The 19,397-nt window shown below is 62.9% G+C and carries 24 protein-coding genes; 7 read left to right on the top strand and 17 right to left on the bottom strand.

Going from position 1 to position 19,397, the window contains the following annotated elements; all coding sequences use genetic code 11:
* The 4 genes from AC1DYC_RS05465 to AC1DYC_RS05450 all read right to left on the bottom strand — a co-directional run bounded on the left by AC1DYC_RS05465 (position 1) and on the right by AC1DYC_RS05450 (position 3,466).
* A complete protein-coding gene (locus AC1DYC_RS05465) occupies positions 1-942 on the bottom strand; it encodes an alpha-E domain-containing protein (RefSeq protein WP_352586879.1) in 942 nt (313 codons plus the stop codon).
* Between the two features lie 21 nt (positions 943-963).
* On the bottom strand, positions 964-2,376 hold the full coding sequence (locus AC1DYC_RS05460; RefSeq protein ID WP_181057110.1) for a circularly permuted type 2 ATP-grasp protein: 1,413 nt from the start codon (positions 2,374-2,376) through the stop codon (positions 964-966).
* Between the two features lie 173 nt (positions 2,377-2,549).
* On the bottom strand, positions 2,550-2,786 hold the full coding sequence (locus AC1DYC_RS05455) for an Lrp/AsnC ligand binding domain-containing protein (protein ID WP_477284376.1): 237 nt from the start codon (positions 2,784-2,786) through the stop codon (positions 2,550-2,552).
* A gap of 68 nt (positions 2,787-2,854) precedes the next feature.
* The gene (locus tag AC1DYC_RS05450) at positions 2,855-3,466 is read right to left on the bottom strand and encodes a DsbA family protein (RefSeq protein ID WP_477404576.1); all 612 of its coding nucleotides are present in this window, start codon (positions 3,464-3,466) and stop codon (positions 2,855-2,857) included.
* 196 nt (positions 3,467-3,662) lie between these two features.
* On the opposite strand from AC1DYC_RS05450, the gene AC1DYC_RS05445 reads away from it, so the two are divergent.
* The gene (locus tag AC1DYC_RS05445; protein WP_477404574.1) at positions 3,663-4,091 is read left to right on the top strand and encodes a DUF4864 domain-containing protein; all 429 of its coding nucleotides are present in this window, start codon (positions 3,663-3,665) and stop codon (positions 4,089-4,091) included.
* Between the two features lie 11 nt (positions 4,092-4,102).
* Here the strand turns inward: AC1DYC_RS05445 and AC1DYC_RS05440 are convergent, their stop codons facing one another.
* The 8 genes from AC1DYC_RS05440 to coaD form a co-directional block, all read right to left on the bottom strand.
* On the bottom strand, positions 4,103-4,828 hold the full coding sequence (locus AC1DYC_RS05440) for an SDR family NAD(P)-dependent oxidoreductase (RefSeq protein WP_477404572.1): 726 nt from the start codon (positions 4,826-4,828) through the stop codon (positions 4,103-4,105).
* A 71-nt stretch (positions 4,829-4,899) separates the two neighbouring features.
* Positions 4,900-6,030: a tRNA guanosine(34) transglycosylase Tgt gene (tgt, locus tag AC1DYC_RS05435; protein WP_477404570.1), complete on the bottom strand. Its 1,131-nt coding sequence runs from the start codon at positions 6,028-6,030 to the stop codon at positions 4,900-4,902.
* Entirely contained in the window at positions 6,023-6,292 is a 270-nt protein-coding gene (locus AC1DYC_RS05430; RefSeq protein ID WP_477404568.1) for a hypothetical protein, read from the bottom strand. The genes tgt and AC1DYC_RS05430 overlap by 8 nt, the downstream gene beginning before the upstream one ends.
* Positions 6,285-7,370 (bottom strand): tRNA preQ1(34) S-adenosylmethionine ribosyltransferase-isomerase QueA, encoded by a 1,086-nt coding sequence (gene queA, locus AC1DYC_RS05425; RefSeq protein WP_477404566.1) that lies wholly within the window; start codon positions 7,368-7,370, stop codon positions 6,285-6,287. Before queA ends, AC1DYC_RS05430 begins: the two co-directional genes overlap by 8 nt.
* A complete protein-coding gene (locus tag AC1DYC_RS05420; protein ID WP_477404564.1) occupies positions 7,370-7,819 on the bottom strand; it encodes a DMT family transporter in 450 nt (149 codons plus the stop codon). The genes queA and AC1DYC_RS05420 overlap by 1 nt, the downstream gene beginning before the upstream one ends.
* Positions 7,820-7,831: 12 nt before the next feature.
* Positions 7,832-8,344 carry a peptidylprolyl isomerase gene (locus AC1DYC_RS05415; RefSeq protein WP_477232662.1) on the bottom strand — a complete coding sequence of 171 codons (513 nt, stop codon included), beginning with the start codon at positions 8,342-8,344 and terminating at the stop codon, positions 7,832-7,834.
* A 43-nt stretch (positions 8,345-8,387) separates the two neighbouring features.
* Positions 8,388-8,882, bottom strand: a complete 495-nt coding sequence (locus tag AC1DYC_RS05410; protein WP_477304352.1) for a peptidylprolyl isomerase — start codon at positions 8,880-8,882, stop codon at positions 8,388-8,390.
* 112 nt (positions 8,883-8,994) lie between these two features.
* Entirely contained in the window at positions 8,995-9,495 is a 501-nt protein-coding gene (gene coaD, locus AC1DYC_RS05405) for a pantetheine-phosphate adenylyltransferase (protein ID WP_352586863.1), read from the bottom strand.
* Between the two features lie 191 nt (positions 9,496-9,686).
* On the opposite strand from coaD, the gene AC1DYC_RS05400 reads away from it, so the two are divergent.
* Positions 9,687-9,833 carry a hypothetical protein gene (locus AC1DYC_RS05400; RefSeq protein WP_192253752.1) on the top strand — a complete coding sequence of 49 codons (147 nt, stop codon included), beginning with the start codon at positions 9,687-9,689 and terminating at the stop codon, positions 9,831-9,833.
* Positions 9,834-9,904: 71 nt separating this feature from the next.
* On the opposite strand, the gene gyrA is transcribed toward AC1DYC_RS05400, so the two are convergent.
* Positions 9,905-12,703, bottom strand: coding sequence for a DNA gyrase subunit A (gene gyrA, locus AC1DYC_RS05395; RefSeq protein WP_477404562.1), 2,799 nt, complete (start codon positions 12,701-12,703; stop codon positions 9,905-9,907).
* Positions 12,704-12,915: 212 nt separating this feature from the next.
* Between gyrA and AC1DYC_RS05390 the strand changes: the two genes are divergently transcribed.
* The gene (locus AC1DYC_RS05390; RefSeq protein ID WP_477404560.1) at positions 12,916-14,610 is read left to right on the top strand and encodes a SulP family inorganic anion transporter; all 1,695 of its coding nucleotides are present in this window, start codon (positions 12,916-12,918) and stop codon (positions 14,608-14,610) included.
* A complete protein-coding gene (locus AC1DYC_RS05385; RefSeq protein ID WP_477404558.1) occupies positions 14,607-15,230 on the top strand; it encodes a ParB-like protein in 624 nt (207 codons plus the stop codon). Before AC1DYC_RS05390 ends, AC1DYC_RS05385 begins: the two co-directional genes overlap by 4 nt.
* 2 nt (positions 15,231-15,232) lie before the next feature.
* Here AC1DYC_RS05385 and AC1DYC_RS05380 read toward each other — a convergent pair whose 3' ends face one another.
* On the bottom strand, positions 15,233-16,114 hold the full coding sequence (locus AC1DYC_RS05380) for a helix-turn-helix transcriptional regulator (protein WP_477404556.1): 882 nt from the start codon (positions 16,112-16,114) through the stop codon (positions 15,233-15,235).
* A gap of 86 nt (positions 16,115-16,200) precedes the next feature.
* Between AC1DYC_RS05380 and AC1DYC_RS05375 the strand changes: the two genes are divergently transcribed.
* From AC1DYC_RS05375 to AC1DYC_RS05365, 3 genes are all read left to right on the top strand, one after another.
* Positions 16,201-16,737 carry a hypothetical protein gene (locus AC1DYC_RS05375; RefSeq protein WP_477404554.1) on the top strand — a complete coding sequence of 179 codons (537 nt, stop codon included), beginning with the start codon at positions 16,201-16,203 and terminating at the stop codon, positions 16,735-16,737.
* A 33-nt stretch (positions 16,738-16,770) separates the two neighbouring features.
* Complete coding sequence (locus AC1DYC_RS05370; RefSeq protein WP_477404552.1) at positions 16,771-17,148, top strand: VOC family protein; 378 nt, start codon at positions 16,771-16,773, stop codon at positions 17,146-17,148.
* 102 nt (positions 17,149-17,250) lie between these two features.
* Positions 17,251-17,880, top strand: coding sequence for a MarC family protein (locus AC1DYC_RS05365; protein WP_023822237.1), 630 nt, complete (start codon positions 17,251-17,253; stop codon positions 17,878-17,880).
* 31 nt (positions 17,881-17,911) lie between these two features.
* On the opposite strand, the gene AC1DYC_RS05360 is transcribed toward AC1DYC_RS05365, so the two are convergent.
* From AC1DYC_RS05360 to ssb, 3 genes are read right to left on the bottom strand one after another with little or no spacing between them, the layout of a single operon-like run.
* Positions 17,912-18,337: an OsmC family protein gene (locus AC1DYC_RS05360; protein ID WP_477404550.1), complete on the bottom strand. Its 426-nt coding sequence runs from the start codon at positions 18,335-18,337 to the stop codon at positions 17,912-17,914.
* A gap of 24 nt (positions 18,338-18,361) precedes the next feature.
* Positions 18,362-18,760, bottom strand: a complete 399-nt coding sequence (locus AC1DYC_RS05355; RefSeq protein ID WP_477404548.1) for a DUF2306 domain-containing protein — start codon at positions 18,758-18,760, stop codon at positions 18,362-18,364.
* Between the two features lie 33 nt (positions 18,761-18,793).
* Complete coding sequence (ssb, locus tag AC1DYC_RS05350; RefSeq protein ID WP_477304130.1) at positions 18,794-19,324, bottom strand: single-stranded DNA-binding protein; 531 nt, start codon at positions 19,322-19,324, stop codon at positions 18,794-18,796.
* Positions 19,325-19,397: the final 73 nt, after the last annotated feature.

The following is a 19,397-nucleotide window of genomic DNA, read 5'->3' as shown; positions in this document are numbered from 1 at the left end:
TCAGTTGAACCGGTAATCTTGTGCGATCTCGTCGCCAAGCTTGGTGTTGTCCTGGATGAACCTGGCCAGGAATTCGTGCAGGCCAGCGTCGAATATGTCCTTGATCGACCCTGCCCGCAGCATCGCCTGGGTCCTGTCGACCGTGGCATGGCAGGCATGGCGTTCGCCATAATCGTCGCCGAGGAACTTCAGATGTTCGGCGAGAAAGCGATAGCAGAAGGTCAGCGAGCGCGGCATGCGGACATTGAGGATCAGATAGTCGGCAATGTTGGTCGGCTTGTAGTCGGCCTCGTAGACCCAGCGATAGGAGCGATGCGCCGACACCGAGCGCAGGATCGATTCCCACTGGTAATTGTCGAGGCTCGAGCCGACCCAGGAGATCGACGGCAGCAGCACATAATATTTCACGTCGAGGATGCGCGCCGTGTTGTCGGCGCGCTCGACATAGGTGCCGAGCTGCGAGAAATCGAAGATCTCGTTGCGCAGCATGGTGCCGTAGAACGAACCGCGGATCAGCGCCGTCTCGCGCTTGATGGCATCAAGCACGCTGGGCAGATCGCGTTCGTCGATGGGTTTGGCCAGCATGCGCTTGAGCGCCATCCAGGCTTCGTTGATGCTTTCCCAGGTCTCGCGCGTCAGCGCGGTGCGCACCATGCGGGCATTGTTGCGGGCTGTCTCGATCGCCGACATCGTGCTCGACGGGTTCGACGTGTCGCGCAACAGGAAGTCGGCGACATTGGCGGCCGTATAGTCCTGGTATTTCTGCGTGAAGGTGACGTCGGAGCCAGCGCTGAGCAGCACCGAATTCCACTCCTCCGACGCGCTTTGGGTGCGGGTCAGAGCCATGCGCAGGCCGGCATCAACCAGGCGCGCCATGTTTTCCGCCCGCTCGATATAGCGGTTCATCCAGTAGAGCCCGTTGGCGGTGCGGCCTAAAAGCATCAAAAATCCTTCAGGTGAAAATCAGTCATCGAGCACCCAGGTGTCTTTGGTGCCACCGCCCTGCGAAGAATTCACCACCAGCGAACCCTCCTTCAGCGCCACCCGCGTCAATCCGCCGGGCACGATCTGGATGCGGTCGGAAACCAGCACGTAGGGGCGCAAGTCGACGTGGCGCGGCGACAGGCCTTTTTCGGTCAGGATCGGACAGGTCGACAGCGCCAGTGTCGGCTGGGCGATATAGTTGGAAGGTTTCGCCTGCAGCTTCTTGGCGAAGTCCTGGCATTCCTTCTTGGTCGCCGCCGGTCCGACCAGCATGCCGTAGCCGCCGGAGCCGTGCACTTCCTTGATGACCAGCTCATGGATGTGTTCGAGCACGTATTTCAGGCTGTCGGCTTCAGAGCAACGCCAGGTCGGGATGTTGCCGAGGATGGCCTTGCGGCCGGTGTAGAACTCGACGATCTCGGGCATGTAGGAATAGATCGCCTTGTCGTCGGCGATGCCGGTTCCCGGCGCGTTGGCGATGGTGATGTTGCCGGCGCGGTAGACATCCATGATGCCGGGCACGCCGAGCGCCGAGTCCGGCCGGAAGGTCAGCGGATCGAGGAAGGAATCGTCGACACGCCGGTAAAGCACGTCGATCTGCTTGTAGCCTTCGGTCGTGCGCATGGCGACATGGCCGTCGACGACACGCAGATCCTGGCCTTCTACCAGTTGCACGCCCATCTGGTCGGCTAGGAAGGCGTGCTCGAAATAGGCGGAGTTGAAGCTGCCCGGCGTAAGCACGGCGATGGTCGGCGCGCCCTTGGTGCTTTGCGGGCGGACCGCGGCCAGCGACTGGCGCAGGAGTTGCGGGTAGTTCTCCACCGGCCGCACCTTGATCTGCTGGAACAGCTCGGGGAAGAGCTGCATCATCGTCTCGCGGTTCTCCAGCATGTAGGAGACGCCCGACGGCGTGCGGGCATTGTCCTCCAGCACGTAGAACTCGTTCTCCGAGATGCGGACAATGTCGACGCCGATAATGTGGGTGTAGACGCCGGCCGGCGGCCTGACCCCGATCATCTCCGGCAGGAAGGCCTCGTTCCTGGCGATGAGCTCTCTGGGAACACGCCCGGCGCGCAAAATTTCCTGGCGATGGTAGATGTCGTCGAGGAAGGCGTTCAGCGCCTGCACGCGCTGCTCGATGCCTTGCGTGAGGCGCCGCCATTCATTGCCCGAGATGATGCGCGGAACGATGTCGAAGGGGATCAGTCGCTCGGAGGCTTCCTGTTCGCCATAGACGGCGAAGGTGATGCCGGTCTTACGGAAGACGCGCTCGGCGTCCTGCATTTTTTCGGTAAGCCTGGCCGGGTCCTGCTCCTTCAGCCAGCGGTCGTAAGCCGTATATGGTTTTCTCAGTCCGGAAACTTCCGGAAGCATTTCATCGAACGCTGCCAATCGCATACTCCCCTGTGCAGCCATTTCACTGGCGTCGCGGGAGAAAATCAAGCGCAATCGGTGATTTGGGGGATATCGACGATCAGTATGTTACGACTGCCCAAAATTAGGGCAATCGAAACAGGGGCGTAATCAGGCTTTGCCTCGTCGCCGGGCAAGTGCCTGATGTGGCTTTAGAAAGCGCGGAAAGTGACGACCGTGAAGGTGTCCTTGATTCCGGGAATAATCTGCACCTTCTCGTTGACGAAGTGGCCGACATCGTCCTCGTCGTCGATATAGAATTTGGCGAGCAGGTCGTAATGGCCGGCGGTCGAGTAGATTTCCGAGGCGATCTCGGCGTCGGCGAGCGCGCTGGCGACTTCATACGACTTGCCCAGGTCGCACTTTATCTGCACGAAAAACGTCTTCATTGCCGGTCCCGATCAAGCTTCAGCACACAAGCGGCCCTTGTGGCAGACTGCCGCCCGGCTTTCAAGCATCAGGCGGAGCGCGCCTTGGCGACGGCCTGTCTCAGTTCGGACACCGGCATGCCGCGCCGGTAGAGGCTGCCGCCGATGACCAAAGCGGGGGTGCCACGCAGTTTAAAGGCGGTTGCCTGCGTATCGGTGCGCAAAAGGGCGGCGTCAATGTCGGGTTCACGAATGGCGAGATCGGCACGCACCATCGCCACATCGACACCGACCGAAGCCAGGATATCGTTGGTGCGGCGTTCCGAGAGGCCGCGCTGATTGGTCATCAGCGCATCCACCGCCGCGGCATAATGCTCGCCGGTCAAAAGCGCTACACGCGCCGCGTCACGCGAGACGTCGCCGAAGATCGGCCAGTCCTTCATCACCAACCGGATGCCGGTGTCCTCCGCCATCAGTTTCTTCAGTTCGACGAAGACGAGCTTGCAGATCGGGCACTGATAGTCGACGAACTCAGCGATGGTGACGTCGCCATCGGGATCGCCGAGCGCTGGAATGACCGGATCGAAGGCGATGTCGGTGACGGTCGGCCCGGTGGCTGCCCAAGCGGGCAAGGGGGCCAGAAGTGCAAGGCTTGCCGCGCCCTTCAGCAAAAGGCGCCGGTCGATCGGCTGCTTGGACATGCTCGTCCCCTGGTTGCGCGAACGGGTCCCCACCCGTCCCCTACGATGCGCGCCCCGCCTTAAAGGATGCTTAAGCATGATCTTGTGGCACTTGCGTGGCGAATATTCGCGGTTGCTGAAACCGTGAGGCAGCGCCAAGCGTATGGTATGATGCGTCCTCAGACCGCGATTTGTTGGAGGACAACGGAGAGAGGCCATGCGCCGCACCGCATTCGCAGTCGTTTCATTGCTGTTCGCGTCAGCCCTGTTTGCGTCGGCAGCCCTTGCCGGCGATGCCGAAATCAAGGCCGGCCAGGCCGTCATCGATGGTCAGCTGAAGGCGCTCATCGCCAATGATGGCGCCAAGGCCTACAGTTTCGCCGCTCCAAACGTGAAGCAGATTTTCCCGACCGTCGACGCCTTCATGAACATGGTGACCAATGGCTACGCGCCCGTGCGCCAGCCAAGAAGCTATTCCTTCGGAAAGGTCGAGCAGACCGGCCCGGGTTCGATCATCCAACAGGTGCTGATCGTCGGTCCCGACGGCAAGGACTACGAGGCGGTCTATACGCTGCAGCAACAGCCCGACGGCAGTTTTCAGATCACCGGCTGCAGCCTGCGCGCTTCGAATTCGCTGAGCACCTGAGCACAAAAGTCTCAGTAGCGTGCCCTGCCGCCCGACATGTCGAACACGGCTCCGGTGTTGAACGCGCTGGCGTCGGAGCAAAGCCAAAGCACCAGTGCGGCTACTTCATCGACGGAGCCAAGGCGCTTGAGCGGGCTGGCATTGATCATGTCATTTACCACATCGTTTCCAAGGCGCCTGATCAACTCGGTATCGATCGGCCCCGGTGCGACGCAATTCACCCGAATGTCGGTATCGCAGGTCTCCCGCGACAAGGCTTTCGTAAAGGCAATGACGCCCGCACTCGCAGCTGAATAGGCGGCCAGATTCGGCAACCCTTCCTTGCCTGCCAGTGACCCCATATTGATGATCCGGCCGCCGCCGGCCCTGCGCATGATCGGCAGAACCTGGTGGGTAACCTCGAAAACGCCGATCAGGTTGACACCAATGACGCGTTGCCACTCGATCGGATCGAATGCCTCGAACCCACGATAGTCGCCTAGATAGCCTGCGTTGTTGACAAGAATGTCGATCCGGCTGTTGTCTGCGACGACCTCGGCCAAGGCGTCTTTGATCTGGTGAGCCTTTGTTACATCGACCGTCTGGCAATGGGCGCCGTCGACAGGTGTCGGATCGGCATCCCATATCCAGACATCAACACCGGAGTTCAACAACTGCGCCGCAATGGCCTTGCCGATGCCTCGTGCGCCGCCAGTCACGATCGCGGTCTTGCCGCCAAGTTCGTATGTGACAGTCATGGCTTGACCCCAACCGGATTCTGCGCCCGGACAATGGATCAGTCAATCATCGGCAGGTAGCGCTGGTTTGTTCAAAGGGCAGAAATATCGCCCCTCGCCCAGCCCTCTGAAATCTCGGCTGTGCGTGCGTCGAAGGCCTGCGCTTCGATCGCGGCGCGAATGTCCTGCATCAGCTTCTGATAGTAGGACAGGTTGTTCCAGGTCAAAAGCATCGCCCCCAGCGCCTCTTGTGAGCGCACGAGATGATGCAGATAGGCGCGTGAATAATCCCGCGCCGCCGGGCAGTCGCTTTCCTCGTCCAGCGGGCGCGGGTCGTCGGCGTGGCGGGCGTTCCTGAGATTGACCTTGCCGCGCCTTGTATAGGCCAGGCCGTGGCGGCCGGCGCGGGTCGGCATGACGCAATCGAACATGTCGATGCCCCGCGCAACCGATTTGACTATGTCGTCGGGCGTGCCGACGCCCATGAGATATCTAGGCTTGTTCTCAGGCAGTTCCGGACAGGTGATGTCGAGCATCTCCAGCATCACCGCCTGCGGTTCGCCGACGGCAAGGCCGCCGACCGCATAGCCCTTCAGCTCCATCGCGCTCAGCGCCTGCGCCGAACGCACCCTGAGCGCCGCGTTGTCGCCACCTTGCACAATGCCGAACATCGCCTTGCCCGGCTGGTCGCCGAACGCCGTCTTGCAGCGCTCGGCCCAGCGCAGTGACAGTTCCATGGCGCGCTCGATCTCCTTCAGATCGGCCGGCAGCGCGGTGCATTCGTCGAGCTGCATCTGGATGTCGGAATCGAGCAGCCCCTGGATCTCGATCGAACGCTCCGGCGACATCTCGTAAGGCGCGCCGTCAATATGCGAGCGGAAGGTGACGCCCTTTTCCGTGAGTTTCCTGAGTTTTGACAGCGACATCACCTGAAAACCGCCGCTGTCGGTCAGGATCGGCTGCGGCCAGCGGGCGAACTCGTGCAGGCCGCCAAGCCGCGCCACGCGCTCGGCGCCCGGCCGCAGCATCAGGTGGTAGGTGTTGCCCAGGATGATGTCGGCGCCGACGCCGCGGACCTGGTCCATATACATGGCCTTGACCGTGCCGCCGGTGCCGACCGGCATGAAAGCCGGCGTGCGGATTTCGCCGCGCGGCATGTCGATGACACCGCGCCGTGCCTTGCCGTCGGTGGCGAGGACCTTGAAAGTGAACGGCTTAGCCATTGAATTCCTTGTCATGGACAGGTGCGTCGGGCGCCTGCCTGTCGAGCGACTGGCGGTACTGGATGCAGCCGCGCATGAATTTTGGCCAGGGCGGCACGGCGATCGACGGCTCGGTCCTTTCCGGCAGCAGGTCCCAGAGATCAGGGTGGTGCCAGCAGAGATCATGGCCGGTCGTGTCACGGTGCGCACGAATGCCGGCCCGTAGTCTTTTCACTTCGGCAATCAGGCTTTCGCGATCAAGGGCTTGCAGGTCATCATCCATCGCTCATCTCCGCTCGATAAAGCAGGCTTGCATCTCCGTAGGAGTAGAATCTGTAGCTGTTCCCGATGGCATGCGCATAGGCCGCGCGCATCGTGTCGAGGCCGCTGAAGGCCGAAACCAGCATGAACAGCGTCGAGCGCGGCAGATGGAAGTTTGTCATCAGCAGGTCGGCGGTGCGGAAGCGGTAGCCCGGCGTGATGAAAATGTCGGTCGGGCCGGACCATGCAGCGAGCGAGCCATCCGGGGCCGCCGCACTCTCCAGCAGGCGCAGCGAGGTCGTTCCGACAGCGATGATGCGTCCGCCTTTCGCCTTGGCGGCATTGAGCGCCTCAGCCGTTGCTTCGCTGACCGAGCCGGTCTCGGCATGCATCTTATGGTCGGCGGTGTCATCCGCCTTGACCGGCAGAAAAGTGCCGGCGCCGACATGCAAGGTGACGAAGTGGCGTTCGATGCCCTTTGCGTCGAGCGCGTCAAACAGCTCGGGCGTGAAATGCAGGCCGGCAGTGGGTGCTGCGACCGCGCCCTCTTCCCTGGCATAGATGGTCTGATAGTCCGTCAGGTCGCGCGCGTCGTCATCACGCTTGGAAGCGATATAGGGCGGCAGCGGAATGTGGCCGACGGCGCGCAGCGCCTCGTCGAGAAACGGGCCGGACAGATCGAAGCCGAGCAACGCTTCGCCGGCCTCGCCCTTCTCGATCACCGTGGCGTCGAGCTGGCCGAGGAAGCAGGAATTGCCGTCATGGCCGAAATGGATGCGGTCGCCGGCAGCAATGCGCTTGCCCGGCCGCATGAAGGCGAGCCAGCGGTCCGGCGCCATGCGCATATGCAGCGTGGCCTCGACCTGCGCCTGCGCTTCGCCGCGCCGCCTGATGCCTTTCAGTTGCGCCGGGATGACCTTGGTATCGTTGAAGACCAGCACGTCGCCTTGCCTGAGCAGGGACGGCAGGTCTCGCACCGTTCGGTCCGAAAGGCCCTCGCCTGGCCTGACCACCAGCATCTTGGCGCTGTCGCGCGGCTCCGCCGGGCGAAGCGCGATGCGCTCCTCAGGCAGGTCGAAGTCGAAGAGATCGACGCGCATCAGTAAAGCCGGACGAGCAGCGCTCCGGCCAAGAGCAGCACCGCACCGGCGACGCGGCCGAGCGAAATCTCGCGCACCGCGACGCCGAGGAAGCCGATGCGGTCGATCAGCATGCCGGCTAGCAACTGGCCGGCAACCAGGAACGCCATCAACGCCGCCGCGCCGATGCGCGGCGTCAAAATGGTCGACAGCGTGACATAGAAGCCGCCGAGCATGCCGCCGGCGACGAACAGCCAGGGCGCCGGCGCCTTCCAGTCGAGCGAGACATCGTTCAATTTCACCACGGCGAAGGAGATGATGCCGAGCACGATCGCGCCGGACAGGAAGGAAAACGCCGCCGCCGCGACCGGGAGTCCCAGGCCGCGCGCCAGCTGCGAGTTGATCGGCGCCTGAATGGCGATGAAGGCGCCGGACAGGATGCCGAGCAGCGACCAGACCACGCCCATCATCGATATCAGTCCTTACTTGACGTCGGCCGCGACCTTCAGCGACACGATCTTGTCGGGATCGACCACCGGCTCGCCGCGCTTGATCTTGTCGACATTGTCCATGCCTTCGATGACCTGGCCCCAGACCGTATACTGGCGATTGAGGAAGGCGGCATCGTCGAAGCAGATGAAGAACTGCGAATTGGCCGAGTTCGGGTTCTGCGAACGCGCCATCGAGCACGTGCCGCGGCCGTGGTTGGCGTTGGAAAACTCGGCCTTCAGGTCGGGCTTTTCCGAGCCGCCCATGCCGGCGCGAGAGGGGGCAAAAGTCGGCTTCGACGAGTTGCCGAACTTCACGTCGCCGGTCTGCGCCATGAAACCTTCGATGACGCGGTGGAAGACCACGCCGTCATAGGCGCCTTCACGGGCCAGTTCCTTGATGCGGGCGACATGGCCGGGGGCCAGGTCGGGAAACAATTCGATGACGACCTTGCCCTTGGTCGTTTCCATGATGAGCGCGTTTTCGCGATCCTTGATCTCAGCCATGTCGGATATCCTTTATCTCAGAAAAACAGATTGGTTGGATAGACTACTTGTCGGCGGCGATGCGCACTTTGATCATGCGGTCGGGGTTGCTGACGGTGCCATTGTCTGCCTCGTCGCCCTTCTTGATGTGATCGACCAATTCCATGCCGCTGACGACATTGCCGACGATGGTGTACTGGCCGTCGAGGTTCGGCGCCGGCGCGAACATGATGAAGAACTGCGAATTGGCGGAGTTCGGATCCTGCGAGCGGGCCATGCCGAGCGTGCCGCGCTTGTAATGTTCGCTCTGCGAGAATTCGGCAGGCAGGTCAGGCAGGTCGGAACCGCCGGTGCCGACGGCCTCGGGGCTAAACCCCTTCTTCATGTTGCCGAACTTGACGTCGCCCGTCTGCGCCATGAAGCCGTCGATGACGCGGTGGAAGGCGACATTGTCGTAAGCGCCTTCGCGCACCAGCTTCTTGATCTGCGCGACATGCTTGGGCGCCAGGTCGGGCCGCAGCGCGATGGTGACGTCGCCATCCTTCAAGGTGACGATCATGGTGTTTTCCGCATCGGCGGCGAAGGCCGAAACGGATGCGGTCACGAGACCGGCAAGCACGACGAGGAACGAGGCGAGCTTCTTCAGCTGCATTTGAGTCTTTCTCCGGAACTTATTTCGCGAATTTGGCGGTGAGCGCGCCGGCAACGGCGGCCGGCACGAAGGGGCGAATGTCGCCGCCCATCGAAGCTATCTGGCGCACAAGTGTGGCGGTAATGGTTCTGACTGACGGGCTGGCGGGCAGAAAAACCGTCTGCAATTCAGGCGCCATTGTCTCGTTCATACCGGCCATCTGCATCTCGTAGTCGAGGTCGGTGCCGTCGCGCAGGCCGCGGATCATGATCGAGGCGCCATGCTTGCGGGCCGCGTCGATGACCAGCCCGTCGAAAGCGACAACCTTAATACGGCCGCCGTCGCGGCCGAATTCGGCCTTGGTCGCGGCCTCGATCAGCTTCACCCGTTCTTCGAAGGAAAACAGCGGCGTCTTGCCGGGATGGGTGCCGATCGCCGCATAAACCGTGTCTGCGACAGCCAATGATGCCTTCAAGACATCGAGGTGTCCGTTGGTCAGCGGGTCGAAGGAGCCGGCATAAAGGGCGGTGCGTTCGGTCATGGCAGGCTTCTAGCGGGGCATTGAACGGAAGGCAAATGCGATTGGGAACATCTGCGTGAACCTTTTCGCAGACATGAACGACAGATGAATGCCTTGATCACGAAGACTTCACGCACCGTTCACTAGTTTGCACTTCAGAAGATGAAACCAAAACCCCATCTAACCGTTGTAAGGCGCAGGAGAACACGCAAATGCTGATCTACATGCTCGCCACCGCAATGACCGTCGCCATGCTGATTGCCACCGCATTCGGGCTGCATCAGGAAGCAGAGCGTGTCCGTGTCAGGACAAAGCGCTTCGAAGGCTTCGGCGCTCGCTGGCCCCACCGTCACCACTAATCTTACCGGCTAAGTCTTGATCGCGCCGGCCCACCGGGCCGGCGTTGCTGTGTCTGAGCCTATCCGGCCCTTTATTCGGCACTACCGGGTGCCGCATCCCCGGCGTCCGGACCGGCCTCGGCCGTTCCCTCGCCGCTTTCTTCGACATCCTCGTCCGATTGCGGTTCCGAGATCCGCTCGACCGAGACCACCTTCTCGCCTTCGGCAGTGTTGAAGATGGTGACGCCCTTGGTGGCGCGGCTGGCGAAACGGATACCGTTGACCGGCACCCGGATGACCGTGCCGCCGTCCGAAACCAGCATGATCTGGTCGTCATTGCCGACCGGGAAGGTCGCCACCAGCTGGCCGATCTCGGCCGTTTTCGACACGTCAGTGGCGCGAATGCCCTTGCCGCCGCGCCCGGTCAGGCGGAAGTCGTAGGACGACGAGCGCTTGCCGTAGCCATACTCGGTCACCGTCAGCACATACTGCTCATGCGCCTTGAGGAACTCGTAGCGGTCGTCGGAAAGCTCCGCCTCCTCGCCGATCTCCTCATTGGTCAGTGCGATCTCTTCTTCTTCGCCGGCCGTCTCCAGCCGCCGCTCCGCCGCGGCCCGCTTGAGGTAAGCGGCGCGCTCCGCCGGTGAAGCATCGACATGCTCGATCACCGACATGGAGATGATGCGGTCGGTCTCGGCCATGCTTATGCCGCGCACGCCGACCGAATTGCGGCTCTGGAAGACGCGCACGTCGCCGACGGAGAAGCGGATGCACTGGCCCGAATTGGCCGTGAGAAGCACATCGTCATTGTCGGTGCAGGTCTCGACGCCGAGAATCTCGTCGCCTTCCTCCTCCAGCTTCATGGCGATCTTGCCGTTGCGGTTGACCTGGACGAAGTCGGACAGCTTGTTGCGGCGCACGGTGCCGCGCGTGGTGGCGAACATCACGTCGAGTTCGCCCCAGCTGGTCTCATCCTCGGGCAGCGGCATGATGGTCGTGATGCGCTCGCCCTGCTCAAGCGGCAGCATGTTGATCAGCGCCTTGCCGCGCGATTGCGGATTGCCGATCGGCAGCCGCCAGACCTTTTCCTTGTAGACGATGCCGCGCGAGGAGAAGAACAGCACCGGCGTATGCGTGTTGGCCACGAACAGCCGGGTGACGAAATCCTCTTCCTTGGTCGACATGCCGGAGCGGCCCTTGCCGCCGCGGCGCTGCGCCCGATAGAGCGACAGCGGCACGCGCTTGATGTAGCCGGAATGGCTGACGGTGACGACCATGTCCTCGCGCTGGATCAGGTCCTCGTCTTCCATGTCGGCGCCACCGTCGGTGAGCTCGGTGCGGCGCGGCGTACCGAACTCGTCGCGTACGGCGGCGAGCTCGTCCTTGACGATCTGCTGGATGCGCGCGCGGGACGACAAAATGTCAAGATAATCAACGATTTCGGCGCCGATCGTGTTCAACTCGTCGGCGATTTCGTCGCGGCCGAGCGCGGTCAGGCGCTGCAGGCGCAGTTCGAGAATGGCGCGCGCCTGTTCCTCGGACAGATTGTAGGTGCCGTCCTCGTTGATGCGATGGCGCGGATCGTCGATCAGAAGGATCAGCGACTCGACATCGCCGGAGGGCCAGCGGCGCTCCATCAACTGCTCGCGCGCCGTCTGCGGATCGGGCGCGGTGCGGATCAGCTTGATCACTTCGTCGATGTTGGCGACGGCAATGGCGAGACCGACCAGGACGTGGGCGCGGTCGCGCGCCTTGCGCAGCAGGAACTTCGTGCGCCGGCTAATCACCTCTTCGCGGAAGCCGACAAATGCCTTCAGCATGTCGGTCAGCGTCATCACTTCCGGCTTGCCGCCATTCAGCGCCACCATATTGGCGCCGAAGGAGGTCTGCAGCGGCGTGAAGCGGTAAAGCTGGTTCAAGATGACGTCGGCGACAGCGTCGCGCTTCAGCTCGATGACGACGCGGTAGCCCTGGCGGTCGCTTTCGTCGCGGATGTCGGAAATGCCTTCGATGCGCTTGTCGCGCACCAGTTCGGCCATTTTCTCGATCATCGAGGCCTTGTTCACCTGGTACGGGACTTCGGTGATGATGATCGATTCACGGTCGTTGCCGCGCTGCTCGACATTGACCTTGCCGCGCATGACGATGGAGCCGCGGCCGGTCGCATAGGCGCTGTAGATGCCGGAACGGCCGAGCACGATGCCGCCGGTCGGGAAATCGGGACCCGGAATGATCTCCATCAGCGCCGGCAGGTCGATCGCCGGATTGTCGATGATGGCGATGGCGCCGTTGCAGACTTCGGCCAGATTGTGCGGCGGAATGTTGGTGGCCATGCCGACCGCAATGCCACCGGAACCGTTGACCAGAAGATTGGGGAAGCGAGCCGGCAGCACCTTCGGCTCGGTGTCGGAGGCGTCATATGTCTCCTGGAAATCGACGGTTTCCTTGTCGATGTCCTCCAAGAGTTCATGCGCGACCTTGGTCAGCCTGGACTCGGTGTAGCGCATCGCCGCCGGCGGATCGCCGTCGATGGAGCCGAAATTGCCCTGCCCGTCGATCAGCGGCACGCGCAGCGACCAGTCCTGCGCCATGCGCACCAAGGCGTCATAGATCGAGGCGTCGCCATGCGGATGGTATTTACCCATCACGTCGGCGACCGGGCGGGCCGACTTCACATATTTGCGGTTCCAGTGGTAGCCGCTCTCATGCGCGGCATAGAGAATGCGACGATGCACCGGCTTCAGGCCGTCGCGCACATCCGGCAGCGCACGGCTGACGATCACGCTCATGGCGTAGGAAAGGTAGGAGCTCTGCATCTCCTCGATGATGGAGATCGGCTCGATGCCGGTGGGGCCGCCGTCGGCGCCGCGCGGTGTCTTTTGGTCGGTCAAATTGGATCACAATCTAATCAGGAATCACTGACCGCTTATATAGGAAGCCCGCTCGAAACTCCAATGTTCCCGGCACTTTTCCAAAGACAATTTCAGTGGTAATTTCAAATGGATACCGCTGATTGCGACGATTTGGCAAAAGCATATTTCGCCGCCGCCAGAGCAAAAGCCTGCGATGGACCGTTTTTCCCCAGCCGGGAGCCTCAAGCACGATGAACTGGACCCGGTGGCTGCCTTTGCGAGCGCCGAGCGGTTGGCGGCCCGGGGATCTCAATGGCGATCTGGCCGCCGGGCTGACGCTGGCGGCAATCGCCATTCCCGAACAGATGGCGACGGCGCGGCTTGGCGGCTTTGCGCCCGAGATCGGCTTCTTCGCCTTTGTCGCGGGATCGCTGGCCTTTGCCCTGTTCGGCGCCAATCGCCATCTGTCGTCCGGGGCGGATTCGACCATCACGCCGCTGTTTGCCGGCGGCCTCGCCCTCATCGCCGTTGCCGGCTCGGCGCATTATCTGGCGCTGGCGGCGATGCTGGCGCTGATGGTCGGGCTGCTGGTGGGTTTGAGCGGCATCTTCCGGCTCGGCTGGATCGCCGACCTGCTCTCGGTGCCGGTGACGACGGGATTTCTGGCCGGCATTTCGGTCCATATCATCGTCTCGCAACTGCCCGGATTGCTCGGCCTGCCGCCCGAAAGCGGCGAAACCCTGCGCCGGGTCGGTGAAATCGCCGCCAGCCTGCATCTGACCAACCCGTGGAGCCTGACGCTCGGCCTTGGCGTCTTTGCCATCGTGTTCGGTGCCGAACGCATCAGCGCCCGCATCCCCGGCGCCCTGATCGGCATGGTGCTCGCCACGCTTGCGGTTGCCGTGTTCGACCTGAAGGCGCGCGGCGTCGAGGTGCTCGGCGCCCTAACCAACGGCCTGCCGCAGGCTGGCCTGCCGACAGTGAGCCTGAGCGATGCGCAGGCGCTGCTGCCGCTGGCCCTGTTGATTGCTATCGTCGTCATGGTGCAGACGGCGGCCACCAGCCGCTCCTTTGCCGGCGAGGCGCCCGACATCGACCGCGACTTTGTCGGCGTCGGCGCCGGCAGCATCCTGTCCGGGCTGTTCGGCGCCTTCGCGGTCAATGCCAGCCCGCCGCGCACTGCAATCGCCGCCCAATCGGGCGGCCGTTCGCAGTTTTCAGGTCTGATCGCCGCGGCGATCGTCTTGGCGCTTGGCGCTTTCGGCGGCGGCCTGCTTGCCGATGTCCCGCAGGCAGCCCTTGCTGGTGTACTGTTGTTCGTTGCCCAGCACATTTTGCGCTGGAAGGTGTTTGCCAGTGTCTACAGGCAGGCGCCGGTCGAATTCCTGCTGATCCTGGTCACCATGACGGCGATCGTCGTGCTGCCGATCGAAACCGGGGTGGCGGTCGGCATCGGCCTCTCGCTGCTGCATGGGCTGTGGAGCGCGACACGCACGCAGGCGATCGAGTTGGAGAAGGTTCCGGGCACTTCGGTGTGGTGGCCGCCCGGCACGCCGACGGCGGGCGAGCAGCTGCCCGGCGTGCTGGTCGCGGCATTCCAGGCGCCGCTCTCCTTCGTCAATGCCGACCGCTTCAAGCGCGGTGTCTGCGATCTGATCGATGCGAGGGCCGAAAACATCAAGCTGGTGGTGCTGGAGGCCAGCAACATCGCCGAGATCGACTACACTGCGGCACAGGCATTGATCGACACCATCGCCCACTGCCGCAAGGCGGGTGCGATCTTTGCCATTGCACGGCTGGAATCGCTGCGCGCCCAGGCAGCGCTGGCGCGGTTCGGCATTGCCGACCTCGTCGGCCCGCACAGGATTTTTCACAGCGTCGACGCCGCCATCAAATCACTTGATCCGGGCAAACAGCAGCAGCAACAGCAGGATGGAGTGCCATGATTGACCCCCGAGAACCCATTGTCACGCCGGTCCCTGTCGAGGAACTGAGGCCAACGCAGATAACAGTAGGCATGAGGGAAGTTGCGCTGAAGCGCCAGATGATCAGGGCACAGGACGCCAAGAAGAAGACCGGCGCTTTTCTCGGCAAACACATGGTGCCGGTGGTTTTGGGTCCCAAAAATCGTAACTACGTCACCGATCACCATCACCTCGCCCGCGCCCTGCTCAAGGAAGGCGTCAAGGACGTGCTTGTGACCGTGATCAGCGACCTGTCCGCCCTCGACAAGGACGCGTTTCTTTTCGTGCTCGACAATCGCGGCTGGATGCACCCGTTCGACGAGAACGGCCGGCGCCGCGACTACTCGGCAATTCCCAAGACAATCGGCGAACTGGTCGACGATCCTTACCGCAGCGTGGCCGGCGAATTGCGCCGGCAAGGCGGCTTCGCCAAGGACACGACGCCGTTCAGCGAATTTTTGTGGGCCGACTTTTTGCGCCGGCGCATCGACCGGAACGCCGTGGCAAAAAACTTCGACAAGGCAATGAAGGATGCGCTGGCGCTCGCCAAGGGCAAGGACGCGGACTATCTGCCGGGCTGGTGCGGGCCGACCTTCGACTGAGGTCAGAAGGCTGCGAACGCTGACGGTGACGGCAAAGCGCCGCCTGACCGGCGGGCGCGATAGTCGCCCGGCGTCTCGCCCATGACGCGCCGGAAACGGCGATTGAAGGTCGACAGGTCGTTAAAGCCGGCCTCGAAGGCAATTGCCGAGATGGGCTCATCCGACATGCGCAGCCGCACCGCCGCGCGGTGCAGCCGGGTCCTGAGCAGGAACTGATAGGGCGTCATGCCGGCGACTTGCCGGAAGGTGCGCAGGAAGTGATAGGGGCTGGTCGCCGTCGAGCCGGCAAGCTCGGAAAGCGAGACCGGCCGGTCGGCATTGAGCTCGATCTGCCGCACCGCCTCGGCGACCCGCTTCTGGTCGCGCCGGCTTGGTGGGCGAGCGGCAGGCGCGGCCTCACTGGCGACAGCAAGTGCTGCGCCGCCGACGGCAAGAGCCGCGGCGGCAATGCGCAGGCCAAGCTCCTCGAAGGCATCGATATCCGCCGTCTCGCGTGCCGCTTCGGCCTCGGCCAGCAGTGACGCCAGCGCCGGCAAGGGCGGCAGATGCGGAACCCCGAACGTCAGCTTCTTGGCGCCGGCCACGTCGCTGGCAATGCGGTCGAGATGGGCCGGAGCGAAGTGGAAGGACAGACAGCGGTCGCCGGCGCCATGCTCGTGCCCGCATTCATAGCAGGCGCCGACATTGCCGAGCAGGACGGACCCCGGCGCCAGCATGGCGGCGCCCTGGCTGGTGCGGTAGCGGAAGCTGCCGCTGGTGACGGCGGCAATGCAGACGCTGCGGTGCTCTTCCTCAAACGGACGGTCGCCGGCGCCGGCCGTGCACAGCACGTCGGACACATACCAGTCCGGCCCCGAAGCCAGTTTTTGCTCGCTCGTCGTCATGGCTTGAAAGATAGCAATTTTTCCCAAGCGCAACACCCGGCTCTGGCCTATCGCTTGCAGCCTCCTGACACCACGAAGGCAGCAGCATGACCTATCAATCCTCATTCTCAAAAGCCCTCCACAGTGACGGCCCCGTCGCCGACCTGGCTGAAAAGCTGGATCTCTACGGCCGTTTTGTCGGCGCCTGGACCTTCGACGCGACGCGCATCCTTGAGGACGGCGGCAAACTGACCGGGCGCGGCGAGGTGCATTTCGGCTGGGTGCTGGAAGGCAAGGCGATCCAGGATGTGTGGATCCTGCCCGCACGCGATGCCGGCCCCTCGCCCTCGCTCGGCAAATGGACTTTCTATGGCACAACGCTGCGGGCCTATGATCCCGGCACGGATGCCTGGCACATCTTCTGGAGCGACCCGCGCAACCAATATTACAGCCGCCAGCTCGGTCGTGCCGAAGGCGACACGATTGTGCAGGTCGGCGCCGACGGTACCGGTTCCTCGGTCCGCTGGAGCTTTTCACGCATCACAAAAGACAGTTTCCGCTGGCTCGGCGAGCGTTCGCACGACGACGGGGCGACATGGCGGCTCGAAGTCGAGTTCCTGGCGCGCCGCGTCGCCCAGGGCTGACAGCGCAACATATTGTAAAAAAGGTGAAAAAACATGCTCGACCATGTCTCGATCGGTGTCCGCGACACCAACGTTTCGAAGCCCTTCTACGATGCCGCGCTGAAGCCGCTCGGCTATTCCTGCCTCAGCCAGTCGCCGGGCTCGCTGGGCTATGGCGCGCAAACCGCCGCGCTCTGGGTGAACCAGGCTGAGCAGTCGGTGCCATCGGACAAGAAATCCGGCCTGCATTTCTGCTTTGCCGCGCCGACAAGGGCCAGCGTCGACGCCTTTCACGCCGGGGCCTTGCGCGGAGGCGGCAGCGACAATGGCGCGCCGGGCCTGCGCGCCGACTATGGCGAGAACTACTACGCCGCCTTCGTCATCGATCCCGATGGCTATCGCCTGGAGGCCTACTGCAGCGCTGCCGGCTAACCTGCCGGCTTCCAGAACTATCATCCTGGCAGTTCCCACCGACCGGGCTTTGCTCTACCACTATGGTGGCGCAGGGGGCCGGCCCGGCGGGAGGGGTCAGCGATGCCGAGTTTCGACAGCCTGTTCAACGCCTTCGTCACCATTCTGGTGACCATCGACCCGCCTGGTCTCGCGCCTCTCTTCCTAGCGGTGACACGCGGCATGAACCGCGAGGAGCGCCAGCAGGTTTCGGTACGCGCCTCGATCATCGGCTTCCTGGTGATGGCGCTGTTTGCGGTGGCTGGCGCCTCGATCCTGTCGGTGTTCGGCATCACGCTGCCGGCCTTCCGCGTCGCCGGCGGCTTCCTGTTGTTCTTCATCGCCTTCGAAATGGTGTTCGAGCGCCGGCAGGACCGCAAAGAGAAGATCGGTGACGTCGCCATCACCAAGGACATGATCCACAACATCGCCGCCTTCCCGCTGGCGATCCCGCTGATCGCCGGTCCCGGCGCGATTTCGGCGACTGTGCTTCTGTCCGGCTCGTTCCAGGGTTTTACCGCACAGGCGGCGCTGGTCGGCATCATCTTCGTCTGCCTTGCCATCACCTATCTGGTGTTCGTGCTGTCGGAACGCATCGACCGCATCCTCGGCCAGACCGGCCGCTCGATCCTGACCCGCCTGCTCGGCGTCATCCTGGCAGCACTCGCGGTGCAGTTCGTGGCCGATGGCATCAAGGCGCTGATGGCGGGCTGAAAGGCAGGCGCTACCGCCTATCGCCTACTGCCTATTTCGCCGCCGTATCGACGACCTCGAAATCATGGGTGATGACAGCGGCCTTGGCCAACATGGCACTGGCCGAGCAGTATTTTTCGATCGACAGGTTGATCGCGCGCTGGACCTTGTCGTGCGACAGCGCGCGGCCCTTGACGATGAAATGCATGTGGATGCGGGTAAAGACTTTTGGGTCGGTCTCGGCCCGGTCGGCGTCGAGTTCGACGGTGCAATCCTCGATCGCCTCGCGACCTTTTTCGAGGATGTGGACGACATCATAGGCCGAGCAACCGCCGGTGCCGATCAGCACCAGCTCCATCGGGCTCGGACCCGGCGTCTTGCCTTCAGGACCGGAGGCGGTTCCCAGCACCAGCTTGTGGCCGCTGCCGGACTCGCCGACGAAAGTGCGCTCTTCTACCCACTTGATCCGTGCTTTCACGGCAATCTTCCTTTCAGAAACGCGTCACTGGCCGAACACGACCGCATGCATGATGCGCCCCGGCAGCAGCGTGAACACACCGGCGCCGATCAGCGCAAAGACATAGAGCGAAATCATGACCCTGCGATGTTTGGCGACGCGATGCACATGTGCGTGCCAGACCGCCAGCGGCAGGGTGATCAACACGATGATCGACAAGATATGGATCGGGCTGAACGGGCCGATGAGGCGGATCTGCTGGATCCAGAAACTGGAGATGGCGATGACCAGCATCAGCGCCGCCCAGGCATTGCCCATCACGCGGTGGCGCGTCGTGCCTTTCGGCAGCGCCAGTTGGGCGCCGCCGATGACCAGCGCGGCAAGGGCCGCGAAAGCGTGCCATGGAATGGGAGGGGGCGCCGATAGAAGCGGTCCGAGCGACATCGCGCCCTCTCCCTAGATGCTATCGCTCACTGCTTAGAACGGGATTTCGTCGTCCAGTTCACGCGACGAGCCGCCACCGCCGCCGCCCCGTGCGCCACCACCGTTGCCACCGCCGCGGTTGAAGCTTTCATTGGGGCTCGACTGGCCGAAATCCGAGCCACGGCTCGCGCCGCCGCCACCGGCATAGTTGCCGACCTGGCCGCCGCCCTCGCTGCGTGAATCGAGCATCTGCAGCTCGCCGCGGAATTTCTGCAGCACGACTTCCGTCGTGTATTTGTCGGCGCCGGTCTGGTCCTGCCATTTGCGTGTCTGCAGCTGGCCTTCGACGTAAACCTTCATGCCCTTCTTCAGATATTGCTCGGCGACCTTGGCGATCTGATCATTGAAAATGACGACGTTGTGCCACTCGGTCTTTTCCTTACGCTCGCCGGAATTCTTGTCGCGCCAGCTTTCCGACGTGGCGATGCGGATGTTTACGACCGGGTCACCGGAATTCAGGCGGCGGATCTCAGGGTCCGCGCCGAGGTTTCCGACCAGAATGACCTTGTTGACGCTACCCGCCATGACACTTCTCCGCGCTCATCCGAAATAAATTTTAAGTCGCTCACCTTACAGGCTGCGGCCAATGTCCGCCTGC

This window comes from Mesorhizobium sp. P2_E7 (assembly GCF_056403855.1).
Note: the sequence above shows the minus strand (reverse complement) of the source record. Positions and strands in the feature narration are given on the sequence as shown.

What these genes read in the sequence shown, in the direction of transcription:
- AC1DYC_RS05465 (WP_352586879.1), bottom strand. Translation starts at nt 942, where the DNA reads ATGCTTTTAGGCCGCACCGCCAACGGGCTCTACTGGATGAACCGCTAT.
- AC1DYC_RS05455 (WP_477284376.1), bottom strand. Translation starts at nt 2,786, where the DNA reads ATGAAGACGTTTTTCGTGCAGATAAAGTGCGACCTGGGCAAGTCGTAT.
- AC1DYC_RS05450 (WP_477404576.1), bottom strand. Translation starts at nt 3,466, where the DNA reads ATGTCCAAGCAGCCGATCGACCGGCGCCTTTTGCTGAAGGGCGCGGCA.
- AC1DYC_RS05445 (WP_477404574.1), top strand. Translation starts at nt 3,663, where the DNA reads ATGCGCCGCACCGCATTCGCAGTCGTTTCATTGCTGTTCGCGTCAGCC.
- AC1DYC_RS05440 (WP_477404572.1), bottom strand. Translation starts at nt 4,828, where the DNA reads ATGACTGTCACATACGAACTTGGCGGCAAGACCGCGATCGTGACTGGC.
- tgt (WP_477404570.1), bottom strand. Translation starts at nt 6,030, where the DNA reads ATGGCTAAGCCGTTCACTTTCAAGGTCCTCGCCACCGACGGCAAGGCA.
- AC1DYC_RS05430 (WP_477404568.1), bottom strand. Translation starts at nt 6,292, where the DNA reads ATGGATGATGACCTGCAAGCCCTTGATCGCGAAAGCCTGATTGCCGAA.
- queA (WP_477404566.1), bottom strand. Translation starts at nt 7,370, where the DNA reads ATGCGCGTCGATCTCTTCGACTTCGACCTGCCTGAGGAGCGCATCGCG.
- AC1DYC_RS05420 (WP_477404564.1), bottom strand. Translation starts at nt 7,819, where the DNA reads ATGATGGGCGTGGTCTGGTCGCTGCTCGGCATCCTGTCCGGCGCCTTC.
- AC1DYC_RS05415 (WP_477232662.1), bottom strand. Translation starts at nt 8,344, where the DNA reads ATGGCTGAGATCAAGGATCGCGAAAACGCGCTCATCATGGAAACGACC.
- AC1DYC_RS05410 (WP_477304352.1), bottom strand. Translation starts at nt 8,882, where the DNA reads ATGATCGTCACCTTGAAGGATGGCGACGTCACCATCGCGCTGCGGCCC.
- coaD (WP_352586863.1), bottom strand. Translation starts at nt 9,495, where the DNA reads ATGACCGAACGCACCGCCCTTTATGCCGGCTCCTTCGACCCGCTGACC.
- AC1DYC_RS05400 (WP_192253752.1), top strand. Translation starts at nt 9,687, where the DNA reads ATGCTGATCTACATGCTCGCCACCGCAATGACCGTCGCCATGCTGATT.
- AC1DYC_RS05390 (WP_477404560.1), top strand. Translation starts at nt 12,916, where the DNA reads ATGAACTGGACCCGGTGGCTGCCTTTGCGAGCGCCGAGCGGTTGGCGG.
- AC1DYC_RS05385 (WP_477404558.1), top strand. Translation starts at nt 14,607, where the DNA reads ATGATTGACCCCCGAGAACCCATTGTCACGCCGGTCCCTGTCGAGGAA.
- AC1DYC_RS05380 (WP_477404556.1), bottom strand. Translation starts at nt 16,114, where the DNA reads ATGACGACGAGCGAGCAAAAACTGGCTTCGGGGCCGGACTGGTATGTG.
- AC1DYC_RS05375 (WP_477404554.1), top strand. Translation starts at nt 16,201, where the DNA reads ATGACCTATCAATCCTCATTCTCAAAAGCCCTCCACAGTGACGGCCCC.
- AC1DYC_RS05370 (WP_477404552.1), top strand. Translation starts at nt 16,771, where the DNA reads ATGCTCGACCATGTCTCGATCGGTGTCCGCGACACCAACGTTTCGAAG.
- AC1DYC_RS05365 (WP_023822237.1), top strand. Translation starts at nt 17,251, where the DNA reads ATGCCGAGTTTCGACAGCCTGTTCAACGCCTTCGTCACCATTCTGGTG.
- AC1DYC_RS05355 (WP_477404548.1), bottom strand. Translation starts at nt 18,760, where the DNA reads ATGTCGCTCGGACCGCTTCTATCGGCGCCCCCTCCCATTCCATGGCAC.
- ssb (WP_477304130.1), bottom strand. Translation starts at nt 19,324, where the DNA reads ATGGCGGGTAGCGTCAACAAGGTCATTCTGGTCGGAAACCTCGGCGCG.